This is a genomic window from Gimesia alba (assembly GCF_007744675.1).
GTDB lineage: Bacteria > Planctomycetota > Planctomycetia > Planctomycetales > Planctomycetaceae > Gimesia > Gimesia alba.
In genome coordinates, this window is sequence record NZ_CP036269.1 from 7577301 (window position 1) to 7600911 (window position 23611).

The 23611-nt window shown below is 46.2% G+C and carries 25 protein-coding genes; 10 read left to right on the plus strand and 15 right to left on the minus strand.

Annotated features, from left to right (window positions below; all coding sequences use genetic code 11):
- The first annotated feature begins 216 nt into the window (after positions 1–216).
- Positions 217–1212, plus strand: a complete 996-nt coding sequence (locus Pan241w_RS28355; protein WP_145222779.1) for a hypothetical protein — start codon at positions 217–219, stop codon at positions 1210–1212.
- Between the two features lie 320 nt (positions 1213–1532).
- Here Pan241w_RS28355 and Pan241w_RS28360 read toward each other — a convergent pair whose 3' ends face one another.
- The 3 genes from Pan241w_RS28360 to Pan241w_RS28370 all read right to left on the minus strand — a co-directional run bounded on the left by Pan241w_RS28360 (position 1533) and on the right by Pan241w_RS28370 (position 4475).
- Entirely contained in the window at positions 1533–2333 is an 801-nt protein-coding gene (locus tag Pan241w_RS28360; protein WP_145222781.1) for a hypothetical protein, read from the minus strand.
- Positions 2334–2359: 26 nt separating this feature from the next.
- Positions 2360–3667: a sulfatase-like hydrolase/transferase gene (locus Pan241w_RS28365; protein WP_145222783.1), complete on the minus strand. Its 1308-nt coding sequence runs from the start codon at positions 3665–3667 to the stop codon at positions 2360–2362.
- Between the two features lie 145 nt (positions 3668–3812).
- Positions 3813–4475 carry a transaldolase family protein gene (locus tag Pan241w_RS28370; protein WP_145222785.1) on the minus strand — a complete coding sequence of 221 codons (663 nt, stop codon included), beginning with the start codon at positions 4473–4475 and terminating at the stop codon, positions 3813–3815.
- 226 nt (positions 4476–4701) lie between these two features.
- On the opposite strand from Pan241w_RS28370, the gene Pan241w_RS28375 reads away from it, so the two are divergent.
- Together Pan241w_RS28375 and Pan241w_RS28380 are read left to right on the plus strand one after the other, a co-directional pair.
- On the plus strand, positions 4702–5550 hold the full coding sequence (locus tag Pan241w_RS28375; RefSeq protein WP_232107301.1) for a sugar phosphate isomerase family: 849 nt from the start codon (positions 4702–4704) through the stop codon (positions 5548–5550).
- 39 nt (positions 5551–5589) lie between these two features.
- On the plus strand, positions 5590–6300 hold the full coding sequence (locus Pan241w_RS28380) for a PIG-L deacetylase family protein (protein ID WP_145222789.1): 711 nt from the start codon (positions 5590–5592) through the stop codon (positions 6298–6300).
- A 27-nt stretch (positions 6301–6327) separates the two neighbouring features.
- Here Pan241w_RS28380 and Pan241w_RS28385 read toward each other — a convergent pair whose 3' ends face one another.
- The 12 genes from Pan241w_RS28385 to Pan241w_RS28440 form a co-directional block, all read right to left on the minus strand.
- Positions 6328–7446 (minus strand): ATP-binding cassette domain-containing protein, encoded by a 1119-nt coding sequence (locus Pan241w_RS28385; protein WP_145222791.1) that lies wholly within the window; start codon positions 7444–7446, stop codon positions 6328–6330.
- A complete protein-coding gene (locus tag Pan241w_RS28390; RefSeq protein WP_145222793.1) occupies positions 7425–7982 on the minus strand; it encodes a ParB/RepB/Spo0J family partition protein in 558 nt (185 codons plus the stop codon). Before Pan241w_RS28390 ends, Pan241w_RS28385 begins: the two co-directional genes overlap by 22 nt.
- Before the next feature lie 18 nt (positions 7983–8000).
- On the minus strand, positions 8001–8261 hold the full coding sequence (locus tag Pan241w_RS28395) for a hypothetical protein (protein WP_145222795.1): 261 nt from the start codon (positions 8259–8261) through the stop codon (positions 8001–8003).
- Positions 8262–8388: 127 nt separating this feature from the next.
- Positions 8389–8694: a hypothetical protein gene (locus Pan241w_RS28400; protein ID WP_145222797.1), complete on the minus strand. Its 306-nt coding sequence runs from the start codon at positions 8692–8694 to the stop codon at positions 8389–8391.
- A gap of 19 nt (positions 8695–8713) precedes the next feature.
- A complete protein-coding gene (locus Pan241w_RS28405; RefSeq protein WP_145222799.1) occupies positions 8714–8953 on the minus strand; it encodes a hypothetical protein in 240 nt (79 codons plus the stop codon).
- Positions 8953–9162, minus strand: coding sequence for a hypothetical protein (locus Pan241w_RS28410; RefSeq protein ID WP_145222801.1), 210 nt, complete (start codon positions 9160–9162; stop codon positions 8953–8955). The genes Pan241w_RS28405 and Pan241w_RS28410 overlap by 1 nt, the downstream gene beginning before the upstream one ends.
- Positions 9163–9221: 59 nt before the next feature.
- The gene (locus tag Pan241w_RS28415; protein WP_145222803.1) at positions 9222–10073 is read right to left on the minus strand and encodes a trypsin-like serine peptidase; all 852 of its coding nucleotides are present in this window, start codon (positions 10071–10073) and stop codon (positions 9222–9224) included.
- Entirely contained in the window at positions 10067–10441 is a 375-nt protein-coding gene (locus tag Pan241w_RS28420) for a hypothetical protein (RefSeq protein WP_145222805.1), read from the minus strand. Before Pan241w_RS28420 ends, Pan241w_RS28415 begins: the two co-directional genes overlap by 7 nt.
- The gene (locus Pan241w_RS28425) at positions 10441–10686 is read right to left on the minus strand and encodes a hypothetical protein (protein ID WP_145222807.1); all 246 of its coding nucleotides are present in this window, start codon (positions 10684–10686) and stop codon (positions 10441–10443) included. The genes Pan241w_RS28420 and Pan241w_RS28425 overlap by 1 nt, the downstream gene beginning before the upstream one ends.
- A 201-nt stretch (positions 10687–10887) precedes the next feature.
- Positions 10888–11229 carry a hypothetical protein gene (locus Pan241w_RS28430; protein WP_145222809.1) on the minus strand — a complete coding sequence of 114 codons (342 nt, stop codon included), beginning with the start codon at positions 11227–11229 and terminating at the stop codon, positions 10888–10890.
- Between the two features lie 113 nt (positions 11230–11342).
- Entirely contained in the window at positions 11343–11921 is a 579-nt protein-coding gene (locus Pan241w_RS28435; RefSeq protein WP_145222811.1) for a response regulator, read from the minus strand.
- Between the two features lie 364 nt (positions 11922–12285).
- Complete coding sequence (locus Pan241w_RS28440) at positions 12286–12540, minus strand: hypothetical protein (protein WP_145222813.1); 255 nt, start codon at positions 12538–12540, stop codon at positions 12286–12288.
- Positions 12541–13038: 498 nt separating this feature from the next.
- Here Pan241w_RS28440 and Pan241w_RS28445 point away from each other — a divergent pair, with 498 nt between their 5' ends.
- The 7 genes from Pan241w_RS28445 to Pan241w_RS28475 all read left to right on the plus strand — a co-directional run bounded on the left by Pan241w_RS28445 (position 13039) and on the right by Pan241w_RS28475 (position 23605).
- Positions 13039–14055 (plus strand): polysaccharide deacetylase family protein, encoded by a 1017-nt coding sequence (locus tag Pan241w_RS28445; RefSeq protein ID WP_145222815.1) that lies wholly within the window; start codon positions 13039–13041, stop codon positions 14053–14055.
- 171 nt (positions 14056–14226) lie between these two features.
- Positions 14227–15180: an isochorismatase family protein gene (locus tag Pan241w_RS28450; protein WP_232107302.1), complete on the plus strand. Its 954-nt coding sequence runs from the start codon at positions 14227–14229 to the stop codon at positions 15178–15180.
- A gap of 130 nt (positions 15181–15310) precedes the next feature.
- Complete coding sequence (locus Pan241w_RS28455; protein ID WP_145222818.1) at positions 15311–17062, plus strand: Nramp family divalent metal transporter; 1752 nt, start codon at positions 15311–15313, stop codon at positions 17060–17062.
- A 105-nt stretch (positions 17063–17167) separates the two neighbouring features.
- Complete coding sequence (locus Pan241w_RS28460; protein ID WP_145222820.1) at positions 17168–18514, plus strand: right-handed parallel beta-helix repeat-containing protein; 1347 nt, start codon at positions 17168–17170, stop codon at positions 18512–18514.
- Between the two features lie 280 nt (positions 18515–18794).
- Positions 18795–19724: a cysteine synthase A gene (gene cysK, locus Pan241w_RS28465; protein ID WP_145222822.1), complete on the plus strand. Its 930-nt coding sequence runs from the start codon at positions 18795–18797 to the stop codon at positions 19722–19724.
- 261 nt (positions 19725–19985) lie between these two features.
- Positions 19986–21131, plus strand: coding sequence for a trans-sulfuration enzyme family protein (locus Pan241w_RS28470; RefSeq protein ID WP_145222824.1), 1146 nt, complete (start codon positions 19986–19988; stop codon positions 21129–21131).
- A gap of 269 nt (positions 21132–21400) precedes the next feature.
- The gene (locus tag Pan241w_RS28475; RefSeq protein ID WP_145223549.1) at positions 21401–23605 is read left to right on the plus strand and encodes a tetratricopeptide repeat protein; all 2205 of its coding nucleotides are present in this window, start codon (positions 21401–21403) and stop codon (positions 23603–23605) included.
- The last annotated feature ends 6 nt before the right edge of the window (positions 23606–23611 follow it).

A 23611-nucleotide genomic window follows, 5' to 3' on the forward strand; every position in this document is an offset into this window, starting at 1 on the left:
TCCAGGAGGCCACTCTCACATCATTAGGTTTTCTGTACACCACTCATCGGCTTCGCTTTCCAATGCCACCATTGCTGATGATCTAATTGTTCTTACGAAAAAAGAATTCAATTCTTGTAGATTCAGTATATAATCGAACGTATGTAGTTATATAAAGAAGACCTGTTGGGCCATCCTCATTACCGCGTTATATCGTTGAATGCTGGATTGTGCCTCATGAATTTGAAGAATACAGAACTGCCTGAAAAAGCTGTCTCTCACACGCTGCAGACCGGTTCTACCCTATCGGCGACGATTTCTATGTCGAATCAATCCAAGTCCGCTGTTCAAATCGTTTCGGAATTACCTCCGGCGCCCCCATTCCGGGAGCGAGATTTTTCCACACAGCCGGATATGGATTCTAACGAAGTCGAGGAACCAACCCTTACACCCAAAGAAAAAATTCTGCTTTGGCTGGCCAGCTTCACGGCGACGGGTTACCTGGTTTCATTCCTGTTTCACTCCACAATCTTGACGGTCATGGCCATTGTCATTGTAGGTGGGATTCAGGGAAATGATGATTTCTCAACACTGGCCAGTCTCGATGATGAAGACAGTTTTGCCTTGAATGGTCCCTTAGACACTCGCATTGAAGAAGAGGCCGGCGGCAAAACAACAGAATTTAATATTTTGCAACCGATCAAAACCATGACCGGTGAGAATGAATCGACCCTGAAAGAAATTGAAGCTGATGTCTCTGCACACCTTGGCAAAGGTGACGGAGAGACAGACGGTGACGGAAAAGGGAACGGAGGAGGAGAATTTAAGTTCAAACCGATGGGGAATGCCGTTACCGTTGGAAGTTTCACAGCATGGACTGTCCCCAAAGATCCGGATCTGAACGAAGACTACCTGATTATTATTCAGGTCAAGCTGCCTTACACCTATAAGTCAACCCGATACCGCGCTTCAGACCTTTCAGGACTAGTCGTCGGAACCGACGATCACCGGCAGGCAATCCCCTGGGATGTCAGATGGCCTAACTCTACTTTTACTTCGAACGCCAATGGTGAAGTAAGACCGGTTTCCAAAAAAGATTACTTACCAGTCAAGAATCGAGTCTCACAATTGATCGTTAAGGTCCCTGGCTCAAAGATTCCAGCCACACGCGATACGATCAAGCTTCAATCAAAAATTCTCAAAGAGAAACATACCTTAGAGATTGTTTTTTAAACTGGTACTTCGATTAGCGTTCTTCCGGCAGCTCTCCTCTGACTGCTGAAATCCAACCTTTCTGAAAAATCTCTCCGAAGCAGGCCCAATGTGCGGGCGCATCTGTCAAATTTCCCCGGCAATAAGGGCAGGGGAGAGCCGGCTGTTCCGGGAACGCAGGCGGGGCATTTATTTCAGGCGATAGCCACATGGCGTCACATTCATCGCAGAGAATTACAGCGTCCTTTGCCTGATTGCAGATGCGAACTCCGAGGCTTCCCTGTTCACAAAAAGGACAAATCCCCACATAAAACATAAGATCAAATCCTGCCAGGGTAAACTTACAACGGAAACGCGGTTATGACATTGGCCCCTTCCAGAACCAATCGTATTTTATAAGCGGCTGGATTCCCCTGCTTCTTTCCCACCTGCCCTCCAACAAACCCAACCTGGCGTCTCATATCTACAGTGTAAACGACGCGTTTTCCTTGCGTTTTTTTCTGGACGTTTTTGCCTCCCTTGAGCGCTTGAAGATAAGCCTCGTCAATCAACGCCAGGACTTTTTTTCTCTCTCCGTTTCCAGCAAAAACGCCATGCTTACCTGGGCGATCGGGCTGATCTTCTGCGTGTCTCATTATATGAAGTAAGCGATGTTTTTCCTGACTGCCGCGACCATATTTTAAGCCAGCGGTTGACTCCCAGACTTGACCGCCTAAATCACGAAGCTTCCCTAACTCGGGCAGCGACTTGCCAGTGCGCTTGGATACTTCTACCGGCGGCGGTCTGTTTGAGTTCGCAGGGATCTGCTTAATTTTAACGGGCGAGGAAGTTGCCGTTTGTGTCGTGGTTGATGCATCGTTGGCAATTGGCTGATTCAGTTGGGTTGTCTGATGGGCATTCTGGTTTGGCTTAGCCGGTGCTTGTTGATCAACCTGTTTTAAAGGAAGGAGCGTTTTTTGGTCAGTCAACTCTCTTGAATAGGAGCCCGATTTCTGCTTCGAACTCAATTCAACCTGATGATTTGCCTTCTGCCCCTGTTGCCATTGCAAAACAAGATAGATTACCAGGAAAACCGTGATCGCGATCGTCCAGCTTGAAGATCGCACTTTTGTTCGCGATGGTTTTGGGTCTGGCTGATTCATTCTGACAATCTCATTTCCATTCAGGCTTAATCTGAAAGTGATTTCTGATAACGGTTATATATCTCTTTCAGATGTTTCACTTTCTCCAGATTTTCAGCAGCAAGATTATGTTTTTCGCCCAAATCTTTGGAAAGGTCAACCAGAAATAGTTGATCCGCTTTTGTCAGCTTGCCCTGCTGACTTGTATCACGCGGGTTTCCCAACAATTTCCAATTTCCCTCGCGAATAGCCCAGCTTTTACCGATCTGCCAATAGAAATCGGCATGCGGGCTTTCCGCCTGCTTCGAATCAATGATGGTTTTCAGACTTTTTCCGTCCAGCTTATGTTGGGGCAGGGTGGCACCCGTCAATTCAGCAATCGTTGGTAACCAATCACAGCCGGTCGCCAATTGATGTCGTTCTTCTCCCTCGGCAATCGTTCCAGGCCACGAGATCATTGCGGGAACACGGATCCCGCCTTCGAACAAGCTGAATTTTGCCCCACGAAACGGTCCTGCACTACCTCCTCCACCAAAAGTTCTCTCTTCCTGAGAATGCCCATGATCAGATTGAAATATCACAATCGTATTTTCGCGAAGCTGACATTCATCCAGCGTTTTTAAGACCGCACCAATACATTCATCCATTGTAGAAACAAATGCTGCATACTTATTTCGGGGAGACAGAAGGTGAGCATACTGCTTGCGCCATTGATCGGTTCCCTGTAAGGGGTAATGCGGCACGTTAATCGCCCAATAGAGAAAAAACGGTTTATCTCGAGATGCTTTGATATAATCCTGGCACTGCTGCACCATCAAATCAGGGAAAAACTTTCCATCGCGCCAGATCTCTTTTCCATTCTCCCAGAGATCATGTCGATTGGGACCATTCCAGTAAAAAAAGTGTGAGTAATTATCGATACAGCCGCCCATATGCCCAAACGAGGTATCAAAACCTTGTCCGTTTGGCATGGTTTCGGGAGTATAACCCAAGTGCCATTTTCCCACATGCGCCGTTTGATATCCTGCCTGCCTCATCATTTCGGCAATCGTAACCTGTTCAGCTGGCATTCCTTCTTTTCCATGTTTTGAAGAAACATTTCCCGGCACTCCTGCGCGACGAGGGATACGTCCTGTCAATAAACCTGCACGCGAAGGAGAACAGACTGGTGCAGCTGCATAGAACTGGGTAAATCGAATTCCCCGTTTGGCAATTGAATCCATATGAGGAGTGATCAGGTCTTTCGCACCGTAACAATTCAGGTCAACCGAGCCTTGATCATCTGTAAAGATGATGATCACATTCGGCTTTGTCGATGCAGCCGCCTCCACTTCAGCGTTGTAGAACAACGTCATGCAGAAAAATGTTGCTAAGAAACACGATCGAGAAAAGCTTAGCATGGATCTGTTCTTTTTTTCGCAAATGGTCAACATACTGAATCCTGATTTTATTAATATGTGAAGAACGGTCGAAACGATAATAAATCATCCATCACAACCGTTAATCTTTGGGCGTTTCATCCCATGCATTCTGGAAGACTTTTTCGCCATGAACCGTGTACGGGTTCTGCATACTCTCCTGATAAACGGTGAGTCCAGCGGTCACACAATGTGCACCAGCAAGTGCTGCATCTGCCATTTGCCGACCATTGCGAATCGCAGCTGCAATAATTTCTGAATTATATTCATGTCGCTCCAGCATCTCGGCAACTTCAAGAATAAACGTTGTTGTCGAATCGCCGTAAGTTTCTTTCCATCCAATGAACGGGCTGATAAAAGACGCACCAGCGCGGGCTGCATGCCAGGCTTGTGCAACGGAAAAAATTAATGTTGCATTCGTTCTAATTCCCCGTTTGGTCAGTTCACGAATTGCTTTAAACCCATTTTCACTGGCGCCGACTTTAATGACAAAATTGGGAGACATTTTCGAAAGCAATAGGCCCTGTTCCACGATCTGTTCCCAATCAGTGATATGCGGATCAACCTCTACACTGACCGGTTTTTCCGTACCAGCAAACAACTCAGCAATTTCTTCAATCACTTTCAAAAAAGGCTTTCCTGAATTTTTGACATGTTTGGGATTTGTAGTAAGTCCATCCAAATCCCAATATTCTAAGCTATGTTTAATCTCATCGGTAATGGCACTATCTAGAAACAATTTCATTACGACTTCCTTTAGTCAGGATAACTTGACTTAAAAAAACGGCGGCATTGATCGTGAAGACGAACCCAGTAGAGAGCCTTAAAAAGTTCAATACCTGTCTTATAAATTCATCTGTTTTCAATATACCATGTTGACATTTTGTATTATGCTAGAATACGAATTTTCAATGATGATTGAAATCCGTAAGCATTAAATCATGCCTCAAAGTAGAAGTACTCTCAACACCATGCCAACTCAATTTCCCGATTATCTGAAAATCACCCGCGAGAAATTAGCGAAAGATACAGCCGTCAATCTAACCGTTGTTAAAGATATGCCGGATGTCGCTCAACACATGGCAACAGCAATGTTGAAGGTAATCGAAGAGGCAAAACAAAAGGGGCATCCTGCAACATTGATTGTCCCAGTCGGCCCTGTTGACCAATATCCTATTCTGGCCGAAATGCTGAACGAAAAACAATACTCGATTCGAGACGTCATGCTGATCAATATGGACGAATACCTGACAGACGATGATCAATGGGTCGATATTTCCCATCCACTCAGCTTTCGTGGATACATGAACCGCAAGTTTTATGATTTATTAAATCCGGAATTAGCGCCCTTACCGGAAAACCGGATCTGTCCTGATCCCAAGAATGTCAACATCATCCAACAGTTGATTGATCGACGGGGCGGTGTTGATGCCTGCTTTGGAGGAATTGGTATTAATGGCCACATTGCTTTTAATGAGCCTCCAGAATCAGGGCAGAATATTTCCGCTGAAGAATTCGCAGCGCTCCCGACTCGCAACCTGGACTTAACCCGAGAAACCAGAACCATCAACTCTGTCACGGTTGGTGGCGAAATCTCGATTATTCCCTGGCGCGCTGTTACGATTGGTATGAAAGAAATTCTGGAAGCGCGAGAACAGCATTTTTACTGTAATCGACTCTGGCAGAGTTCCGTCGTTCGAAGAGTCCTGCATGGTCCTGTCACCAGTGCCTGTCCCGCCTCGCTGTTAAGAACACACTCTAATGTCTCGCTGACAGTTGCTGATTATGTAGCCGAACTTCCAGACATTCGACTTCGCTAGTTCAAACTTACTTCATTTATAATTAAGTTCTTTCAAATAATGAAACTAAACTTCGAACAAGAACGTCTTCTGGCAGTCGTCGCTCATCCTGATGACGCAGAATTATTGTGCGCGGGGACTTTAGCACGGGCTCACCAGGAGGGAGCAGCTGTTGGAATTTGTGTGCTTTGCCAGGGAGATAAAGGGCAGCCGGAGCCTCCCATTCAAAATCTAGCTGAAGTCCGACAGCAGGAAATGCATTCGGCGGCAAAGTTATTGGGCGCAGATCTCTTTTTTGGTGATAATCCAGACGGCGCCCTGTTTGACAGTCTCGAACGGAGGCGGCAGTTGACGGAAATCATTCGACAATTTTCTCCAACTCTCGTACTAGCTCATTCACAATCAGACTATCACGCTGATCACCGTGCCTCCTCAGTCATCACAGAAGCAGCAACCTGGTTTAGTGCCTCTGCAGGTAACCAGACACAAACACCGGCATTGAAACAACCACCGGTGCTCTGGTGGATGGACACTGTCAACATGACACAATTTGAACCTCACTTCTACATTGATGTGAGCGAGTACGTCGACACGAAACTGGCGATGCTCGACTGCCATCAGAGCCAACTGCAACGTGGCAAAGACACCAGTTTTTCCCCTTTACGAGACTTGATGCTTCAACAGTGCTCTGCCCGGGGCACACAATCTGGTGTTTCCGCCGCTGAAGCCTTTCAAAGCCATACAGCCTGGAAACGATGTGCTGCCTGGTGAGTATTCGTGAGCAAGCCTGCATAGAGCTTAGAGCAAGCCAAAGCGTCTTGCCTCGTTCCTTCGCCTTGGACCAACATAGAAAAAACTGGCGGTTACTCGACCGGAGCTGGATGATATTTGACGCATGCGCTTTTGTTCGAAACCCACTTGTCGATGCACTGTTGATGGCGCACGGATCATTTTCCAGAGTTTTGATTTCGCCCGATGACGAATCATTGCGGGATGTCCCGTGATACTGGTATACGCTTTTTTGCAACAATAGAGAGAAGCCACATATTCACTCAACGCATTCCCGATCCCCGCTCCTTGAAAATCCGGAAGGCAGACCGTCCGATGTTCTCTGAACGAAGGGGACGTTTTATGCGGAAAATGAATGACCGCCGTGAAGGCAGCGGGCTGTCCTTCAACCAGCGCTAGAAAACAGTTCGCTGACTGTTGAATCGTTGAATCTAAATAGTGATATTTGCGGAAAAGTTCCCACGCACTTCGATGCACGTTAATGATTTCAAGTGAGATCGAGGGCCGCCGTTGCCTTTCGCACCTCCATTGAAATTCGTCACTCGCAGGCTGATAAATCCAGTCGGGATCAAGCCAGTCAATGATATCATAATGACAGGCAACTGCGACAAATCTCTGTTGTCGTTTGCGGATAGTTTTTGCCACAGCACAGCTGCCAATTTTGGCCACACTCCGATCCACTACTGACGTAAATTCATCAATCACGGATAATTCAGGCTGTTCTGCCAAAGCCCTGGCAAGCGTAACCCTGAACTGCTCGCCGTTGGATAGTACATGATAGGGTCTTAACCAACTTGGTGGAGAGGAGAATCCAACTGAAGAGAGCAGGGCGGTGATCTCTTTGATTCCCATCTCTTTGGGAAAAGCGTCGACAATGCTTTTCCTTTGATACCAGTTGAAGTGATCAACAAATTCATTTTTAAACAATTCTCTGGCAATGGTCGTCTTGCCACACCCGGAAGGGCCTACAATCAATCCGATATTCCAGTCATGCTGTTCCAGAGGAAGCTCGACCGCCCACTCCACTCGACTTTTCGTTTCAGCAGAAAGGCCGAACATTCCTTCCAGCTGAATGACCCGTGGACTGCGGATCACTCGCGATTCTTTTACGAGATCCACGCGCGACATTGTAGACCCTCTTTTTTAAAGCGGTTCAGCAGCGCAACCTGTTCGGATTCTGACTGGCAATCTATCAGCACGCTAAAAGAGTCCCTCAAAAGATGCGATTCGTCTTCTCCGTTACTCTCATCCAGCAATCCGGACATGTTACTCGATAGTTGATTCAGTAGTTCCTGGAGGTCTTCGGATACAGCCGGAATCGAATTGATCAGGCGATCCAGTGCATCTTGATCGGTATTTGCCATTGATGTCACAGAATCGAAAGTCGCCAGAAGTTTGTTCGCTTCTGATTTTGTCACATCTAAGATCAAACAGGGTACTTTTTCCTCTTCCGCGATCTCCGCCCGCAAATGGCCGTCGATCAATTCGTAGGTTCCATTATTACATTCTCGGACCAGGCAAGCGGAAGCGAACCCCACCTCTTTCAGAATGGCGCGTAAGGCAGCATGCTGAGGTTCAGAATGAATTCGCCAGTTCTTCGTATTCCGCTTGAGAAGCGAAGCTTTGATGCGTCTGAAGCTTTTAATGCGATCTTTTAATTTCATTTTTCAGTCCGAATTCGTTTACATACAATCCAGACAACGGTTCGCCCCGTAGCGTTGTCGAATTTGATCTTTGTGATAATCGCCTTTAAAAATAGGTGTGCCGCAACGGGCACAAGAAGAGATCGGCTCATGTTTCACCAGCACAGAACTGACGACCAGATCAGGAAATTCAGCTTCCACCAGTTTCGCCGCCAGCACATGCGTCTGTGCTTCTCGATCAAGGCGTTTGACAGGTCGTTGATTTTTTTCTTGTGCTAGATAAACGATAAAATGAGGCATTTTGTGTTCCTTTTAGTTCTCGACCGTTTGTTTCAAAACAACATTCATGGATCATTCTAAAAAGAATTCAACGTTTGTCTTGGGGTGCATCCAGGCACCAATGCTCAATCAGAACCGAAAGACAGCCTCATTTCTCAAGCCCTATCTCATATTGAGTATCGGTATCGATTGGCGGATCTGCCGGTGTTACTGGTGCTGGTTTGTTTTTCAATGCGTCCGCAATTAACCATCCTGCCACTGGTGCACCGATACCCGTGCTCAACAGCCCTGCAGCAATGCCAAACTTTGCGATTGTGCCTAACGCGCTGCCGGTCTTCGCTGGTTGCAAATACTGGTGAATCACGCTGTTATCATCCCCGATGTGCATATCTTCGCCCTCTGGACGATTATTTTCTGTGACTTCCTTTCCAAGTAGTTTCTCCCGAGTTGCCATTATCAGCGAATCCACGTTGTCAAACCGTCTCGCTGCCTGCCTCAGGTTCTCCGCTCGCTCCCCCACTTTCACGCTCCAAAAGTGTTTCGCTATCCTCTCCTTCCAGTTCAGTTCCGCTGTCATCGTCGCTCCCCCAAGATTGAACAAGCTCGCCGAACGTTCCGTTCTGAAACGCCCGGTCAAGCTCGTTGTTATGTTCGATCAGGCTGTTGTGAAACTCGTTTGATTGCCTGATCAGTTCTTCCAGTGGGTCAACCATTACGCTGCTGCTGGACCACCAGGATTAACCTTGGACTGCACTTCGCGAATACCAACGGCTTCATCCAGCGTCACCATGCGTTTGTTTTCCAGGTAATCGTAGTCAACGACCTTTTGAACGGTCACGAAGTTGTTTTGAGCAACGGTTCCCGTTTGCATGAGTTGCGTCAACATGTGGTTGGCTACATTGTCAGATAAATCCACAGCCATCTCCTGTTCTCCTTCGTCCTGTATAGGGACTTCAACATCTAAAATTCCGCCGTCCGGCATTACTTAGCCTCACTTTGTTTAACGGCCTTAAAACGAAGCTTGATGGGATCACCAAGCGGGTAGGCTTGTTTTGCAACTGGCTCCCCGTCCGCACCAATAATCCAGACCGGGATTTGTGTTTTATTCAGCTTGTCGATCTCGGCTTTCAGTTTGCCGATTTCCACTTCCAACACTGCGATTTGATCACCGTTATCAGGGATCGGCAGCACAGGAAAAGGCCCTGGATTCACTGATGGGGGGCAGTTGCAGCAGGGTAACCTTCCGTAAATACTCACCACTTTACGCCGGATCAGAACGCTATCTGTGTAGATGGTGTTCTGGGTATCGTGCCCCTTGATAATACCAACGACTTGCCCATTCACGAGGATCGGACCACCTGAATCTCCCTTGGCGACCACCTTTGAGAAGTAGCGGCCACCTCTGTTAACTTGGATCTTTGCCCGCAGGGAACGCAGGTTATAGATGCCGTTTGAATAACCGTAGGCAACGGCCTCTACCCCATGAGTTGGCTGCCTCTCTGCAAGACTGAAACACTTTGGTCCATTGATGTTCGCGGTTTCGACAATCGCATAATCAATGCTTCCCTGGTATTCCTTGTGAACAACCCGAGCACCCCACCATTTACCGCCATAGCCAATATGAACTGTCTTGGCATTATTCAAATTATGAGCTGCGGTGATGTAAACAGATCGGTCTTTGATGTTACCGATATAAGCACAAGCTCCGATTCCAATGAGTTGACGACACCCAATTGGCGTGCATTCCGTTTCAGTCGTTCGAACTGCCAACGCCTGAGCCTGCACAACGGACGTTATCAGCAGTACAAAAAGAATTGTGATTGTTTTTACCATTTGATATACCTGTCAAAAAATAACAACACATAGTGCCAAGGATTGAGTGGCACTTTCCCCTCTGCCCAGTTAAACGCCGCGACCCCAAATAGCCGCACACGACGGTAGTAAACATTCGCCATGAATTTCCCCAGATCACAGCGCCTCAAATTTCGATAGAACGACGCGTCGGCCAAGGCTCTATCTTTTTTGCAGCCTCCCCGCTGGTATGCGAAGTCATGCCAGTGGCAAGCAGGCCTGATATCCACGCCGCCCCACTGATCAGGTGAGAAATTACACCCGTTCGAAATGAAGTAATCCGGCGGCTCCGGACCTTCCATGAGCTCGATTAGTTTTTGAGGCAGGTCTGCTGTTTTAAACTCATTCATCAATTTTCCCCGAATACTCTGTCTTCTAAACGGCTGATTCGTCTTTCATGCGAGTTAACCATTTCAATGAGTAGCTCTTTATTGGCATCCAGCTTTTCATCAATTTCGATGAGTTGATGACCATGTTCCACCAGTGTCTTCGCTGTCCAGGTAATGGCTCCCACTCCACCCGCTATGATGGGAGAGAAAATACAAGCAATAACCCATGCTGGAATGAATAATCCTTTTCGAACGGTTTCAGGCATTTTGGTCTCAATGTAATTAGAAGAAGAAGTGATTGATGTCTGTCGCTACTAATCCTCGCGAATGGCGTGAGTGGCTCAATATAAAATTACGTAAAAAAACACCTGGCGTTACTCAGAACGACAGGTGTTGAAAAATCAGTAGATGTGGTGATCCTGATCAGGCAGAAATCAGGAAGCTTCAGAGAGAAAACGAAATTAGATTTATTGTTTATTTAATGGGAATTCACTGATCGGAAGCTGTTTGCTTTTTACTTCAAGCAGTCTTCTCCAACCGCTGCTGACCAGTTTTTCTCGCAGTAGGGCTTCAGATGAATCAAGCTCGCGTTTATCAAACGGCCCTTCTACAAGCATTGGCTCGAAGTTATCATCAACGATAAACTGAGCCAGGACAGGATTGCACCTGATATGGTGCTCGGGTTGTGCTTGCAATTCATCCTCGCGCACTTCACCAATGATGTATCGCAGGTAGAGGCCGCTGTCCTCGATATTCTCTACTTCAAGGCCGCAGACCACACACAGATATCCCTGGTCACATTTTGCCATTGTGCTCACTTACAAATTCATAATCACTGGAAACGATCCATTCCGACCGTAATTGATTTTCCATGACATCTGTAAGGATTCTAGCCGGGGATCGGGTGTCTGGCGAATCAGGATCACGATGTTTTTAAGTAATTCTTTAAGTTGGCAATCTCTTCCAGAAGAATTTCGAGGAACTCTGACGCCGCTTGTTTGTTATCGGCTTTGACAATTTCTCTTACTGACTCTCTGACTTTTTGTGTCGGAGAATATAGATCCAGAGAGACTTCACTATCAGAAGCATGAATCACATTGAGCGACATGTCATCCAGTTCCTGTTTCAATTCCTTTTGATCGAGAGGCTTAAACATGATTTTGGAAAAACCTAATTCGCTCGCAAGTTTTATCCGTTGTACATTTCGATCTTGAGAATTTTTTTCTGGCCTGACTGCCGTCATTAAAATAAATTGAGGAGGAGGAACAGTCCCACTATCCGAATAGCGTTCGACAAGTTGAGCCTTTTGAAACAGGTCGACCCCATCCATCCCGCTCATTACGAGATCTGTCAGGACAACATGGACCTCATTATCCATTTGCAGTATCTGCAGGGCTTCAAATCCGGACGAGGCAGTCGCCGCAGTGAAACCAATCTTCTCTACCAACCGCGCATAATAGTGACAAGAATATCCAATATCATCGACAACAAGCACTTTCATAGACACGCCCGGGGGTTCTGAGGAGTTATTTGCAGTCTCGTTCTTCAATCTCACAAAACGAAGGGATAGATACTCACAAATTCCTGATAGTGGTATTTTCAATTATTTATATGTGAATCAAATATCATAATCGGCATTACGAGGTTTTTCCCTGTATTATAAATACCGAATATCCACTCAGTTGGCTAAGAAAAGAGTTCATCTCCAGCAGGTCTGATTCACTGAACCCTATACAATCGTCACCACCCGCTTCGTCATCAAAGTCTACCAAACATAGATATAGATCAATTCTATATGCATAGATCGCTGAACTCTTAAAGTCGTAGTGAAGGCAACTGGAATCGTAAAGAAAGCAGATGCGATTTCATGCGTCCTTCTGTTTTTGACTTGCCCAAAAATCATTTGCATCCACGATGACATTACTCCCAAATTTAAAATATGGGATTCCTGATTCTTTCAAGAGTTCTTTGAAGTTTTTCTCTGTCATTCCAAAAAGCTGTGCCCAAATTTTACTACTGAATTTCCCTGTTTGAGGAAACGCCCCCGGTGATCGCACCAGATTTTGCACAAGCTCAAAAGCAAATTTATCAGACTCGGTGAATTTGGTTGATTCCGTCATGAGATCAAACCTTACCAGAATTTTCATCGCATCCTGCTTCTCCCCCTGAACTCAAAGCGCGTACCTTTTACGCAGATCGGTTTCAATGAGAAAAAACAAGCCGTTTCCATTGGAGCCAAAAGGTTCCAATCATCACATGATTTGGGAAAGAAACAACGCGATAAAAAACTCAGCGACACCTACAGCGGTCGCTACGCGGCTGCCCCCAGGCAGATATGGAATCGTGGTCACACCACTCCAAAACAACAAAGATCAGTTTACCACCCCCGAGTGAACAAAGCAATATACAACCTTGTTTTTTTCTGAAGTAACATCAATCAATTAATCGCGATAAATGCCTTGTTTTATAGGGGATAACAAGGCTCTTCCTGCTTCTGTTCATTGGAAGAGCAGAATTCAGGTGAAACATCGACACGCTCTTATATAATCAGATTTGCGAGCAATTTACAGAATGGTTCGCTCCTCTGAAATCAACGACTAATTTGAAGAAATATATTCATGCTAGAAACCAAGACTCCTCTTTCGCGTCGTTCATTCATGTCTCTTTTAGCGGCTTCCACTTTGGGTCTGCAGACAAAAATCACCCGATCTGAAGATACAACCACGCGGCCAAAAGCGCAAATTGCGATCACATTTGATCTGGAAATGAGCCGTCAATATCCACGTAGAGAGATGCTCGAATGGGATTATCAAAAAGGGAATTTAAATCAAGCAACGAAGGACTACTCTTTAAAGGCGGCCGAAACAGCAAAAGCTTCAGGTGGAATCATTCATTTTTTTTGTGTCGGACGCGTATTAGAACAAAAAGACGCTGGCTGGCTTAAAAAGATTTCTGAAACAGGGCATCCCATCGGCAATCACACTTATGACCATGTCAATGTCTGGGCAACTGAACCGCAAAAAACACAATTTCGCTTTCAACGTTCTCCTTGGCTACTGGGCGGCAAAACAGCCGAACAGGTGATTCGACAAAATATTCGTCTGACAACCGAAGCGATGCAGCAACGCCTGGAAATTGCAGCCGATGGTTTCAGAACGCCGGGTGGATCCAATACTGCTCTGGATCAACGGGAAGACCTGCAAAAAATGCTACTGGCGGAAGGATTTCACTGGGTAAGTTCCAAGTATCCCAAGCACAAAACGAGTCCTGTTGGTGAAAAGCCAGGTCAAGAAATCTACCAGTCTATATTAAAAGCGCAGCAGGCAGCTCAACCTTATATCTATCCAACAGGCTTGATTGAAATACCAATGAGCCCCATCAGTGATGTCGGCGCCTTTCGTACCAGTCAGTGGAAGCTGAAGTACTTCCTTAAGTCTGTCGAACTTTGTATTCAACAGGCAATCGAGCAGGGTGGGGTTTTTGATTTTCTGTGCCACCCTTCCATCATGTATGTCGAAGACCCTCAATTTGAAACGGTCAAATTAATTTGCAATCTGGTTAATCAGGCAGGTGACCGCGCTGAAATTGTTGGTTTAAGCGACATCGCTAAACGGGTATCAAAAAAACAACGTTGATAAACCAGTGCTTTATAAGGTCTCATCGTCAACTACAAAGGAGGCACACGAAAGATGAACGGTTTCAGATTCATAATTTGTAATTCGACACTTTTTCTGTCTATAACTGCTGTTTGCCATCTCAGTTTTTCGGCTGAAAACTCGCGAATTTATCAAAACACATTGAAACGGTTGAATCATCCAACCCCACTACTGGCTGATTATCCTGAATTTATTCAGCCCATCGAAGAACTTCGGCGTTATGAAGCCCCCATTCTGGTCGATGACGTTGGTGCAGACTTGAGTGTAAGGACCTGGCGATATTCTTATAACGCGCGGGGGATTATTGAATTACCCAACAAAATCCGTGCTGATAAGACAGCTGTGATCATGGTCCATCCCTGGGGTATTGATGATGGGCAAGGCTGGAAAACTCCAGAACCGGCAGGGGCCGCTGATTTTTGCACACCAGAAAAAAATCAGCTAGCAGGACGGCATACGCGTGAAGTAATTGATCCGTTTCTCAAACGAATGAGAAAAAACAACTCCCTCGTGATGTACAGTTTGATTGGTGAAGTTGACCCAATCAGAAAAAGATTATATCGAACCTTTGATTACAATCCTTCGAAAGCCGAACGTGAGCAGGCGCGTCAATCGCTCACTAAACAATTGAAAAAACTCACTTATCAAGGTAAGCCACTTCCAACCCAACTTTCTCTCTCCAAAGAATTTCCTGTCATTGACTATTTTAAACAATTCTCAGGACTCAGCGCGGGTGATCATTTTAATGGAACAGGATTCTGGAATGTGCCTGTTCCCATCACCAATGACATTACAGTTCAGCATAACGACGTACTGATCTTTGACCGGGAAGGATATGAACCTTTGAAGCGGTTCTTAAAAAAACAAGGCATCCGCCATATTTTGTTAACCGGCTATGCAACGGACATGTGTTTCTGCAAAACCACTGCCGGCTACGAAAATCTCTCTCGTGATTTCAATGTTTTTCTCGTAGGTGATGCCACATTAGCGACCTTTCCAGCTAATTCCTCACCAAAATATGCCACGAATGCCCATATTTCGTTTGCTTCTTTGAACCATTTGATCACACAGGTTTCCTGGGTTAAGTCGCTCAGCGATGACTGAATTATTTCTACACCCCATTCTGAACAGGTAATTTATCCAAGCTGGCTGGGCTTGAGTGGCAGGCTAAATACTTTCGGCTTAGAATGATCATGTTCTGAATTTTCGCTCGCCATTCATGAAAGACCATGCCATGTCAGATCAAAGTCATTCTGATCTCGATGAAGAAACAGTGCCCGATGAGGTGATTCCCCATCAATCCCTGCCTCCTCTTAAATATCGGGATCTACCACCGGCAATCTCTTGGAGAAAAATGATTGGGCCCAGCATCATGCTGGCAGGACTCTCGCTGGGTTCCGGAGAATTTGTCCTCTGGCCTTACATCACTTATAAAACCGGATTCGTCTTCTTTTGGGCCTGCCTGCTGGGGGTGCTGACACAGTTTTTCATGAACATGGAAATTGAACGCTGGACCCTCGTCACAGGTGAGAGCGCAATTACCGGCTTCTGCCGTCTGAATAAAAACTGGGCGTGGATCATGCTACTGTTGAACATTATTCCCTGGGCATGGCCGGGCTGGGCAACCGGCGCAGGAACAATGCTGAGTTGGACTTTTTTAGGTCCGGAAACAATTGCCAGCGTACAAGTGGAACCAACGCCTTCTGTATTTTCATTGGAAGGGCTTCCGAAAAAAGTCAGTTACTCAGCGGAAACCGCAACTTTGAAGTGGCGTGGTTCGATCAATGAATCTGAGCGCGATGCCTTGAGCACAGCTTTTACTCGCAACCAGAGTGAGGATCTGTCGGCTGAGCTGTTTGACAAAATTAATAAAGGATACGACCTGCAATACGAGGCCAAGTATAGTTCGTTTCTGGGAATTGCCGGGTTACTTCTGGTCGGAATTGTTCTCACAACCGGACCGGTGGTTTACAACACTGTCGAAAAAATCCAGATCTTCTTAGTTGGTATGATCTTTCTCATCGCAGTGATTCTAGGCATCTATTTGATACAACCTTATGCCATCACATCCATGCTGCAGGGAGCCGTCAGCATTGGAAAGATGCCCGATGAATCCAGCGGATTATCCACGATGGCACTGCTGGGCGCATTGGCGTTTGCCGGTGCGGGCGGAACGATGAATCTGGGACAAAGTAATTTCATCAAAGATAAAGGTTACGGAATGGGTAAATACATCGGACGTATTACCAGCCCGATTACCGGTCAGGAGGAGGCCGTCAGTGAAGTTGGTTATCATTTTAAACATACTGCTGAAAACCAGACTCGCTGGCGACAATGGTGGCGAGCAGCGAATATCGAGCACTTCTTCAGCTTCTTTCTCACCTGCCTGGCCTGCTTGGTGCTCTTATCTCTGATTTCTTATTCCCTGTTTTACGACGCAAACGGACAACTGAAAGATGGTGTGGCTCAGTTTGGTACCGGACTGAACTTTATCTGGGGCCAGGCAACTCTGCTGGAAGACCGGCTTGGTGGAACCTTCAAGTTGCTCTTCCTGCTGATGGGCGCGGCAATTTTGCTCACAACCGAATTGGGTGTCCTTGATGCAACGGCGCGGATCTCGGCTGATATCCTTAAAGTAAACTACTTAAGGGACAATGAACACTGGTCGTTGAGTAAATTGTATTATGTGTTTCTCTGGGGCGAAATTCTGCTCGGGTCTGCGATTCTGTTGTATGGTTCGATCAATCCTCAGTTCAAACAGCCTTTATTCTTAATTGAGACTTCGGCAGCGATGAACGGCGGCGTCATGTTTTTATATTCGATGATTTTGCTATATATGAATTCGAAAATTCTCAGCCGCAGCATCAGCACCAGCCCGCTGCGTTTTGTCGTTATGGTCTGGGCGGCTGCCTTCTTTGGCTATTTCAGCCTGCAGGCGTTTCAAGTACAAATCATCCCTTATTTTAAATCTCTTTTCTCTTTGTGATCGACAGACATGTTTTTGAATACCCAATACAAATTCATTCCTTGCAAGAACCATTTTCGAGCATTTTCTGTAGCAATCGTTTGCATCGCGTTACTGCTTTGCATTTTGTCAGAATCCCGAGGCGATACCTACTACGTTAATAACCAAACCGGCAACGATTCCAATGATGGACTGTCGCCGGAATCGGCTGTAGCAACCATCGCCAAGGCCATTCAACTCTCCAAGACGAGTGACCGACTGGAACTCAAAAACACGGGAATCGCTTATCGAGAACCAATGCTTTTTCGTCGGCTTGGCGGGCAGCCAGACCGTCCCTTTGAAGTGGAAGGGAATGGCGCTGTCTTGTCCGGGTTAAAAGCGATTGATGTGTCACGATGGCAGACTGTGAAGGATAACCTCTATGTGCTGACACTTGAGAGTACGCCGTATGGAAATCCTTATCTTGTCTCTCAAGGGAAACGACTGGCGCAAGCCAAAAGCCTGGATTCCATTAAACTCGAACAGCATTTCTGGGATCGGAAATTAAATAAAGTTTATCTTCTTTGTGCTTCAGGCAAACAGCCAGCTGATTATGAATTAGCAGCTACCCTCACTACCAGCGGGTTCACACTGGGTAGTGCCAGCTATATCATCTGTCGTAATTTGATCTGCGAGCACTTTTCCAATGACGGTTTTAATATCCATGGCGACTGCCGGGGGATTCGACTGGAAAATGTGATTGCGCGACATAACGGCGATGATGGAATCTCGATTCATGAGTCGGGCGGGTTAATGGTCCAAAATGCTTATGTTCATGATAATTTTTATGGCATCCAAGATGTGAATGCGTCCCGTTCCGTCTATAACGGCGTGCTTGCAGAACGCAACCAGATCGGCGTCAGCCTGGTGGGCGGCTATCATTCTCTTGTTGACTGCCAGATTCGAAACAGCGTTCAAAAAGAAATCGACATCGCTGGCTCGAATCCCAAGCATCTGATTGGCGCTGAACAGAACCCGCTCTGTAAAACTATTTTGTTTGCTCAGAACGTATCCCTGTTTGGCAATGGGAACCAGATGGGACTCAGCGTTCGGAATGGCGCTTCGGCCATCATGGAATCCTCTGTGATCAGTGGCTCCAAGATGGGGCTTTTTGTGGATCGAAATAGTCAGTGCCACTTGTCTCGAACAGTCATCACCGAGTGTCCTGTGATTCTCAATACAGAATCAAAACATGCCTTTTTCGACTTTAATATCTATGGAGCAGGACAAATCAACTGGCTGGGAATGATATTTCAACCCAATCAGTGGGTCGACTTTCTCAAAGATTCTCACAGCGATCAGCACTCAAAAATGGGAAAAGTAATGGTCGCAGAGGATGGCACCGTAAGTATTCCCGCTGATTCGACCGCTTTTGGTATGGAGAAAAAAGTCGGTCCTACGGCTCCTTTTGCTTTTTCGCTACCTTCGAATTAATACGTCGATTCTGAATTTCACTTTAGACCGTTTGAGGAGCTTGGAACATTCGCTACTCTGAGCCAGATCATCGATTAATTTGTGCATGTCTCATATCATGCCATAACATTATTTAATAAAGGGATTGCCACATTTTCAGCGATTTTACATAATACAGGCGATCTGGAGAGGACTACCAAATTCCAGTTCTCTCAACCTTATCAACTACAAATGACAATATTTCGACCTCTGGTCGTTTTGAAAATTCGTCTGGAAATACCTCTCATCGAAAGAAATAGACATGCCCATTTATCACGATAACTCCGAAACAATCGGCCATACCCCTCTGGTGAAAATCAACCACTTAACCGAGGGACTCAAGGCAACGGTACTTGCAAAAATTGAAGGACGAAATCCAGCTTACAGTGTAAAGTGCCGAATCGGTGCCAATATGATCTGGGACGCAGAAAAGAGTGGCAAATTAAAACCTGGCATGCAGGTCGTTGAACCAACCAGTGGAAATACAGGGATTGCGCTCTCATTTGTTTGTGCAGCGCGTGGTTACAAATTAACACTGACAATGCCAGACTCCATGTCCGTTGAACGCCGTTTAATGTTGAAGGGTTTTGGAGCCAACCTGGTACTGACACCCGGCGCCGATGGAATGAAAGGAGCCATTCAAAAAGCGGAAGAATTAGCGGCGAACCCGGAATTCTTTATGCCTCAGCAATTTGAAAATCCCGCGAATCCGGAAATTCACGTTAAAACCACAGGTCCGGAAATACTCAAAGACACCGAAGGAAAGGTCGATTACTTTGTCGCTGGTGTAGGCACGGGCGGTACGATTACTGGTGTCTCTCGATTCCTGAAAGAGGAACAAGGACTGAATGTCAAATCCATCGCTGTCGAGCCTACCAGCAGCCCTGTTCTTTCTGGAGGAGAACCCGGGAAACACAAAATCCAGGGAATTGGAGCGGGCTTCATTCCGGTAAACTGTGATACTTCACTCATAGATGAAGTAATCCAGGTAACCGACGACGAAGCATTTGAGATGGCGAGTAAAATAGCGCGTCAGGAAGGAATCACGTGTGGAATCAGCTGTGGTGCAGCAATGCATGCCGCTCTGGAAATTGCCAAACGCCCTGAAGCAGTAGGAAAAACGATTGTCGTGATTTTGCCTGATTCAGGAGAGCGGTACCTATCCACCCCACTATTTGATGATGCTCGTTAATAGCTCATCAACGCGACAAGTGATTGTCAATACGTAAGATCGGAACAGATCATCTCCACAGACCAAATTTAGAACGTGCTGAGATTTAAGATCGAGACTCTGATCAGTGGCAGGCAGCTGTCTGCGGGGGTATTCTTCAGTACAACACACTCGTATCATTGAACCTGAAATCTAGTCTGGTGTCCCTTCGAGGAATATCGTTGTTCCTGACTGGCAATCAGTCTCTTTCAAATCACCATAAATCTTTTGGATGTTAATACCATGCGTTTTGAAACCAAGTGTGTTCATACCGGAGTTGATAAAGACGGCACGTTTAACAGCTGTACAACCCCGATCTATACCACCTCAACGTTTTACTGGGACAGCCTGGAAAACCACAAAGGCTTTGACTATACACGCAGTGGAAACCCAACTCGGAGTGCGATGGAAGAAAATATCGCCGCTTTGGAAGGTGGTGTTTCGTGCCGGGCGACTGCAACGGGAATGGCCGCGATCACTTTGGTAATGCACCTGTTCAAACCCGGCGATCATATTATTGCCGGAGACGACATTTATGGCGGTACTTATCGCTTATTTGCAGATGTTTTTACGAAATGGGGAATCACATTTTCCTTCATCAAAATGAGCGATGCTGAAACCGTGAGATCAGCAATCACTCCGGATACGAAAGCGATTTGGATCGAGACGCCTAGTAACCCTTTGTTAAATCTGGTCGACATTCAGGCTGTCACGAAAATTGCATCGGAAACTGATTCCAACATTATCACCATTGCTGACAACACATTTTGTTCCCCTTATCTTCAAAGACCGATCGAATTCGGTGTCGACATTGTATTACATTCAACCACAAAATATTTGAATGGTCACTCAGACGTGGTCGGCGGTTGTGTGGTCTCACGTACTGAAGAACTGGCCGAGCGTGTTGCCTATCATTCAAACGCACTTGGGCTAGGGTGTTCCCCCTTTGACGCCTGGCTGGTTTTACGTGGTGTTAAAACGTTAGCACCACGGATGGAAGCACACCAACGCGGTGCGATGGCTTTGGCACGCATGCTGGAGACACACCCCAAAGTGGAACGGGTCTACTATCCGGGACTGGAATCCCATCCGCATCATGAATTAGCCAAACGTCAGCAGGACGGCTTTGGAGGCATGTTGAGTTTTGACGTGAAGGACGGGCGTCCGGTTGCTGAAAAAGTGATGCTCAATACGAAATTGTTCCTGCTGGCTGAATCTCTGGGTGGCGTCGAATCTCTGATTGAATATCCGGAAAGCATGAGCCACGCATCCATGACCCAGGAAGCACGTCGTGCGGCCGGTATTACGGAAAAAACAGTTCGAGTTTCTGTAGGAATTGAAAGCCCCGAAGATCTTGTTGCTGACTTGAAACAGGCGTTAGACAGCTAATTCGGGGACCGTTTTGCTACTCTCGACAGCCAGGATCTATTTTTTGCGGTCTCAGTCTCAATGAAACTGGTGAGGGGAGTACTCAATTTCTCACAGAAGAGAGTACTAAGCGCGTGCAATATGCGTTTCTTTTATGATATGATGCCCTATTGAATTTCAGGCAAATTCACCCGATGTAACTCTACTTCGATCCTGTACGAAAAAACTGTTTTCATATAGAGCTACAAGTCCACTAATACAACATTCTGAAAACAAAGAAGGCCGAGGTTATGAGTATCGATTCATACGATCCTTGCCCCTGCAATAGCGGAAAGAAATACAAATTTTGCTGCCATTCCATTGGCGACGAAATCAGTAAAATTTCGCATCTGCATGAAACGCACCAGACAGCAACTGCACTCCAGTTGCTGGATCGGCTCAAAAAGAATTTTCCAGATCAGCCTTTGAGCTATATCACCGAAGCCCAGATTCTGATGGCGGAACGGCGATTTGAAGATGCCTTGAAGCCTCTGGAACAATGCCTGGAACATGACCCGAATCATCCGGCAGCCCATTCATTGCTCGCCACTTCGACATTTCTTGCACTAGGATATAAGCAAGCACAAAAAACCATCTATACTGCGTTGCAAAAATGTGCCGCCATTGATGTGAGCCTGGCAACGCCTTTGGCGATCAGTATTGCGATCGCACTTCAGATGCGCGGTTATTTTCTGGCGGCACGAGAACATTTTGCGCTGGCAATGCGCGTCGCATCTCAGGAGTATAAGCAAAACCTGTTTATGAACCTGCTGGAATTTGATGGCGATGATCAAATCCCTTATCAATTTCGCGGAGTGCACGTTCTGGAGCGCTGCCCGATTGAAAATAGTGAGCAGCAGGAAACTTTTGAAAAAGCGCAACGACTCGCCAACCTGGGCTGCTATCGATTAGCTGCAGATTTATTCAAACAACTTGCCGAAGCAACCAATCAGGCCACTCTGTGGAAAAATGCCGCATTTTGCTATGCCTGGGCTACGGACGAAATTCAAGCCGCTGAACTGTTTCATAAAGCTGCGACAATCGAAGAAGATTTTGCCGAATCAGTCGAACTGGAAACGCTGGCACAACTGCTTGATTTGAATAATACGGGCGAAGTCGTTGAGTCGATTGAAAAAGTATATGAACTCGATTCCCTCTCCAAATTTCTGACGATTTTGGAAAAACATCCTCAGCTCTTGCGGGGAAATGTGCCTCCCCCAGAACAAGAACAGGAATTAGATGAACGCACTCCTGTTGCCTACTTTCAAATTATCGATACACCCATTGATATGGAATCAAAGGGTGAGGATATCACGCTTGAAAATGTTCCGGTTGTGATTGGTGATATCGATGTCTTTGATGCCGACAGGCAGTTGGGACAACCGGGCCTCGTCCGACTGTATGCTTATGAGGGTGATCAGCTCACAACAGCAGAGAAACTGTTTGACGAAGCCTTGGGAGAGAACGGTAAAAAAGAGTCTGGCTTAAAGGTCGTTGAACAAGATGATGAGATCTCAAGTAATCCTCTTTCTCCTATCCCCGCTGAGCAATGGCCTCTATTTTTCCGGTGGAGTTTTCCACAAAAAATGCCCATTATCAAACGGAGAGAACTAGAAGCGCAGCAATGGAAAAAACTGATCTCGGAAACCTGGTCAAACACCAAATTAGCAGGTCTCGATGATAAAACTCCACAAGACGCTGCTGGCAACGAGGAGCAGAGGGTTCCTTTAACGGCGGCCGCTTATGTACTCGATGCTCAGGTACTGGCGCTGGGGCATTTCCTGAACTTCGATGAGCTTGATCCCAGCCTGGGCATTTCTGAGCTGCCTGTTTTAAGTGTGAACGAATCCTCTCATTTTAACACTTGCTCTTCCATGACCCAAAATCGAATTCCCGTCAAAGCGCTCACTGAGTCACAGTTAATGTATGTATTTAACCGTGCGTTACTCATTCGGCACCCACGCTTCCTTTATGACGTATTAATCGAAATTCTGAACCGTGACGAATGTAAAAAAGAAGTCGATCTGGATCGCGTTTACTCAACATTGACCGAAATTTGTCATAAACGAAACCAACGGGAAGAAATGCTTTCCTGGATTCATAAGGGACAGGAAAATGCCAAGGCTCAGTCCGACAATGCCTTTGAGAGTGAGCTTCAATGGAAAATGCGAGAGCTCTCATTCCGCTTGGAAGACACTACTGATCCGGACCTCTCAGATTTCATGAAACAAATCTGGGATCAATATGGCAAAAAGACACCACAGATCAAAGAATATCTTAAAGCGTTCACTCAGGCATTCGATCTGGACTTACCCTGGATGAACGAGGCAACACTTTTAGACCAGGGAAGCGTTTCTGGCCAGACATCAGCCGAAGGCATCTGGGCTCCGGGAGAAGGTGCACCGGATAGTGAATCTGATTCCGGACAGAAACTTTGGTTGCCCGGACAATCTTAACCAGAC

Excerpts from the sequence above, each read along its gene's own strand:
- Pan241w_RS28440 (WP_145222813.1), bottom strand. The coding sequence starts at position 12,540 with ATGACGGAATCAACCAAATTCACCGAGTCTGATAAATTTGCTTTTGAG.
- Pan241w_RS28355 (WP_145222779.1), top strand. The coding sequence starts at position 217 with ATGAATTTGAAGAATACAGAACTGCCTGAAAAAGCTGTCTCTCACACG.
- Pan241w_RS28415 (WP_145222803.1), bottom strand. The coding sequence starts at position 10,073 with ATGGTAAAAACAATCACAATTCTTTTTGTACTGCTGATAACGTCCGTT.
- Pan241w_RS28380 (WP_145222789.1), top strand. The coding sequence starts at position 5,590 with ATGAAACTAAACTTCGAACAAGAACGTCTTCTGGCAGTCGTCGCTCAT.
- Pan241w_RS28430 (WP_145222809.1), bottom strand. The coding sequence starts at position 11,229 with ATGGCAAAATGTGACCAGGGATATCTGTGTGTGGTCTGCGGCCTTGAA.
- Pan241w_RS28400 (WP_145222797.1), bottom strand. The coding sequence starts at position 8,694 with ATGGCAACTCGGGAGAAACTACTTGGAAAGGAAGTCACAGAAAATAAT.
- Pan241w_RS28360 (WP_145222781.1), bottom strand. The coding sequence starts at position 2,333 with ATGAATCAGCCAGACCCAAAACCATCGCGAACAAAAGTGCGATCTTCA.
- Pan241w_RS28365 (WP_145222783.1), bottom strand. The coding sequence starts at position 3,667 with ATGACGTTGTTCTACAACGCTGAAGTGGAGGCGGCTGCATCGACAAAG.
- cysK (WP_145222822.1), top strand. The coding sequence starts at position 18,795 with ATGCCCATTTATCACGATAACTCCGAAACAATCGGCCATACCCCTCTG.
- Pan241w_RS28410 (WP_145222801.1), bottom strand. The coding sequence starts at position 9,162 with ATGGCTGTGGATTTATCTGACAATGTAGCCAACCACATGTTGACGCAA.
- Pan241w_RS28435 (WP_145222811.1), bottom strand. The coding sequence starts at position 11,921 with ATGAAAGTGCTTGTTGTCGATGATATTGGATATTCTTGTCACTATTAT.
- Pan241w_RS28385 (WP_145222791.1), bottom strand. The coding sequence starts at position 7,446 with ATGTCGCGCGTGGATCTCGTAAAAGAATCGCGAGTGATCCGCAGTCCA.
- Pan241w_RS28390 (WP_145222793.1), bottom strand. The coding sequence starts at position 7,982 with ATGAAATTAAAAGATCGCATTAAAAGCTTCAGACGCATCAAAGCTTCG.
- Pan241w_RS28475 (WP_145223549.1), top strand. The coding sequence starts at position 21,401 with ATGAGTATCGATTCATACGATCCTTGCCCCTGCAATAGCGGAAAGAAA.
- Pan241w_RS28455 (WP_145222818.1), top strand. The coding sequence starts at position 15,311 with ATGTCAGATCAAAGTCATTCTGATCTCGATGAAGAAACAGTGCCCGAT.
- Pan241w_RS28425 (WP_145222807.1), bottom strand. The coding sequence starts at position 10,686 with ATGCCTGAAACCGTTCGAAAAGGATTATTCATTCCAGCATGGGTTATT.
- Pan241w_RS28375 (WP_232107301.1), top strand. The coding sequence starts at position 4,702 with ATGCCAACTCAATTTCCCGATTATCTGAAAATCACCCGCGAGAAATTA.
- Pan241w_RS28470 (WP_145222824.1), top strand. The coding sequence starts at position 19,986 with ATGCGTTTTGAAACCAAGTGTGTTCATACCGGAGTTGATAAAGACGGC.
- Pan241w_RS28445 (WP_145222815.1), top strand. The coding sequence starts at position 13,039 with ATGCTAGAAACCAAGACTCCTCTTTCGCGTCGTTCATTCATGTCTCTT.
- Pan241w_RS28420 (WP_145222805.1), bottom strand. The coding sequence starts at position 10,441 with ATGAATGAGTTTAAAACAGCAGACCTGCCTCAAAAACTAATCGAGCTC.
- Pan241w_RS28405 (WP_145222799.1), bottom strand. The coding sequence starts at position 8,953 with ATGGTTGACCCACTGGAAGAACTGATCAGGCAATCAAACGAGTTTCAC.
- Pan241w_RS28395 (WP_145222795.1), bottom strand. The coding sequence starts at position 8,261 with ATGCCTCATTTTATCGTTTATCTAGCACAAGAAAAAAATCAACGACCT.
- Pan241w_RS28370 (WP_145222785.1), bottom strand. The coding sequence starts at position 4,475 with ATGAAATTGTTTCTAGATAGTGCCATTACCGATGAGATTAAACATAGC.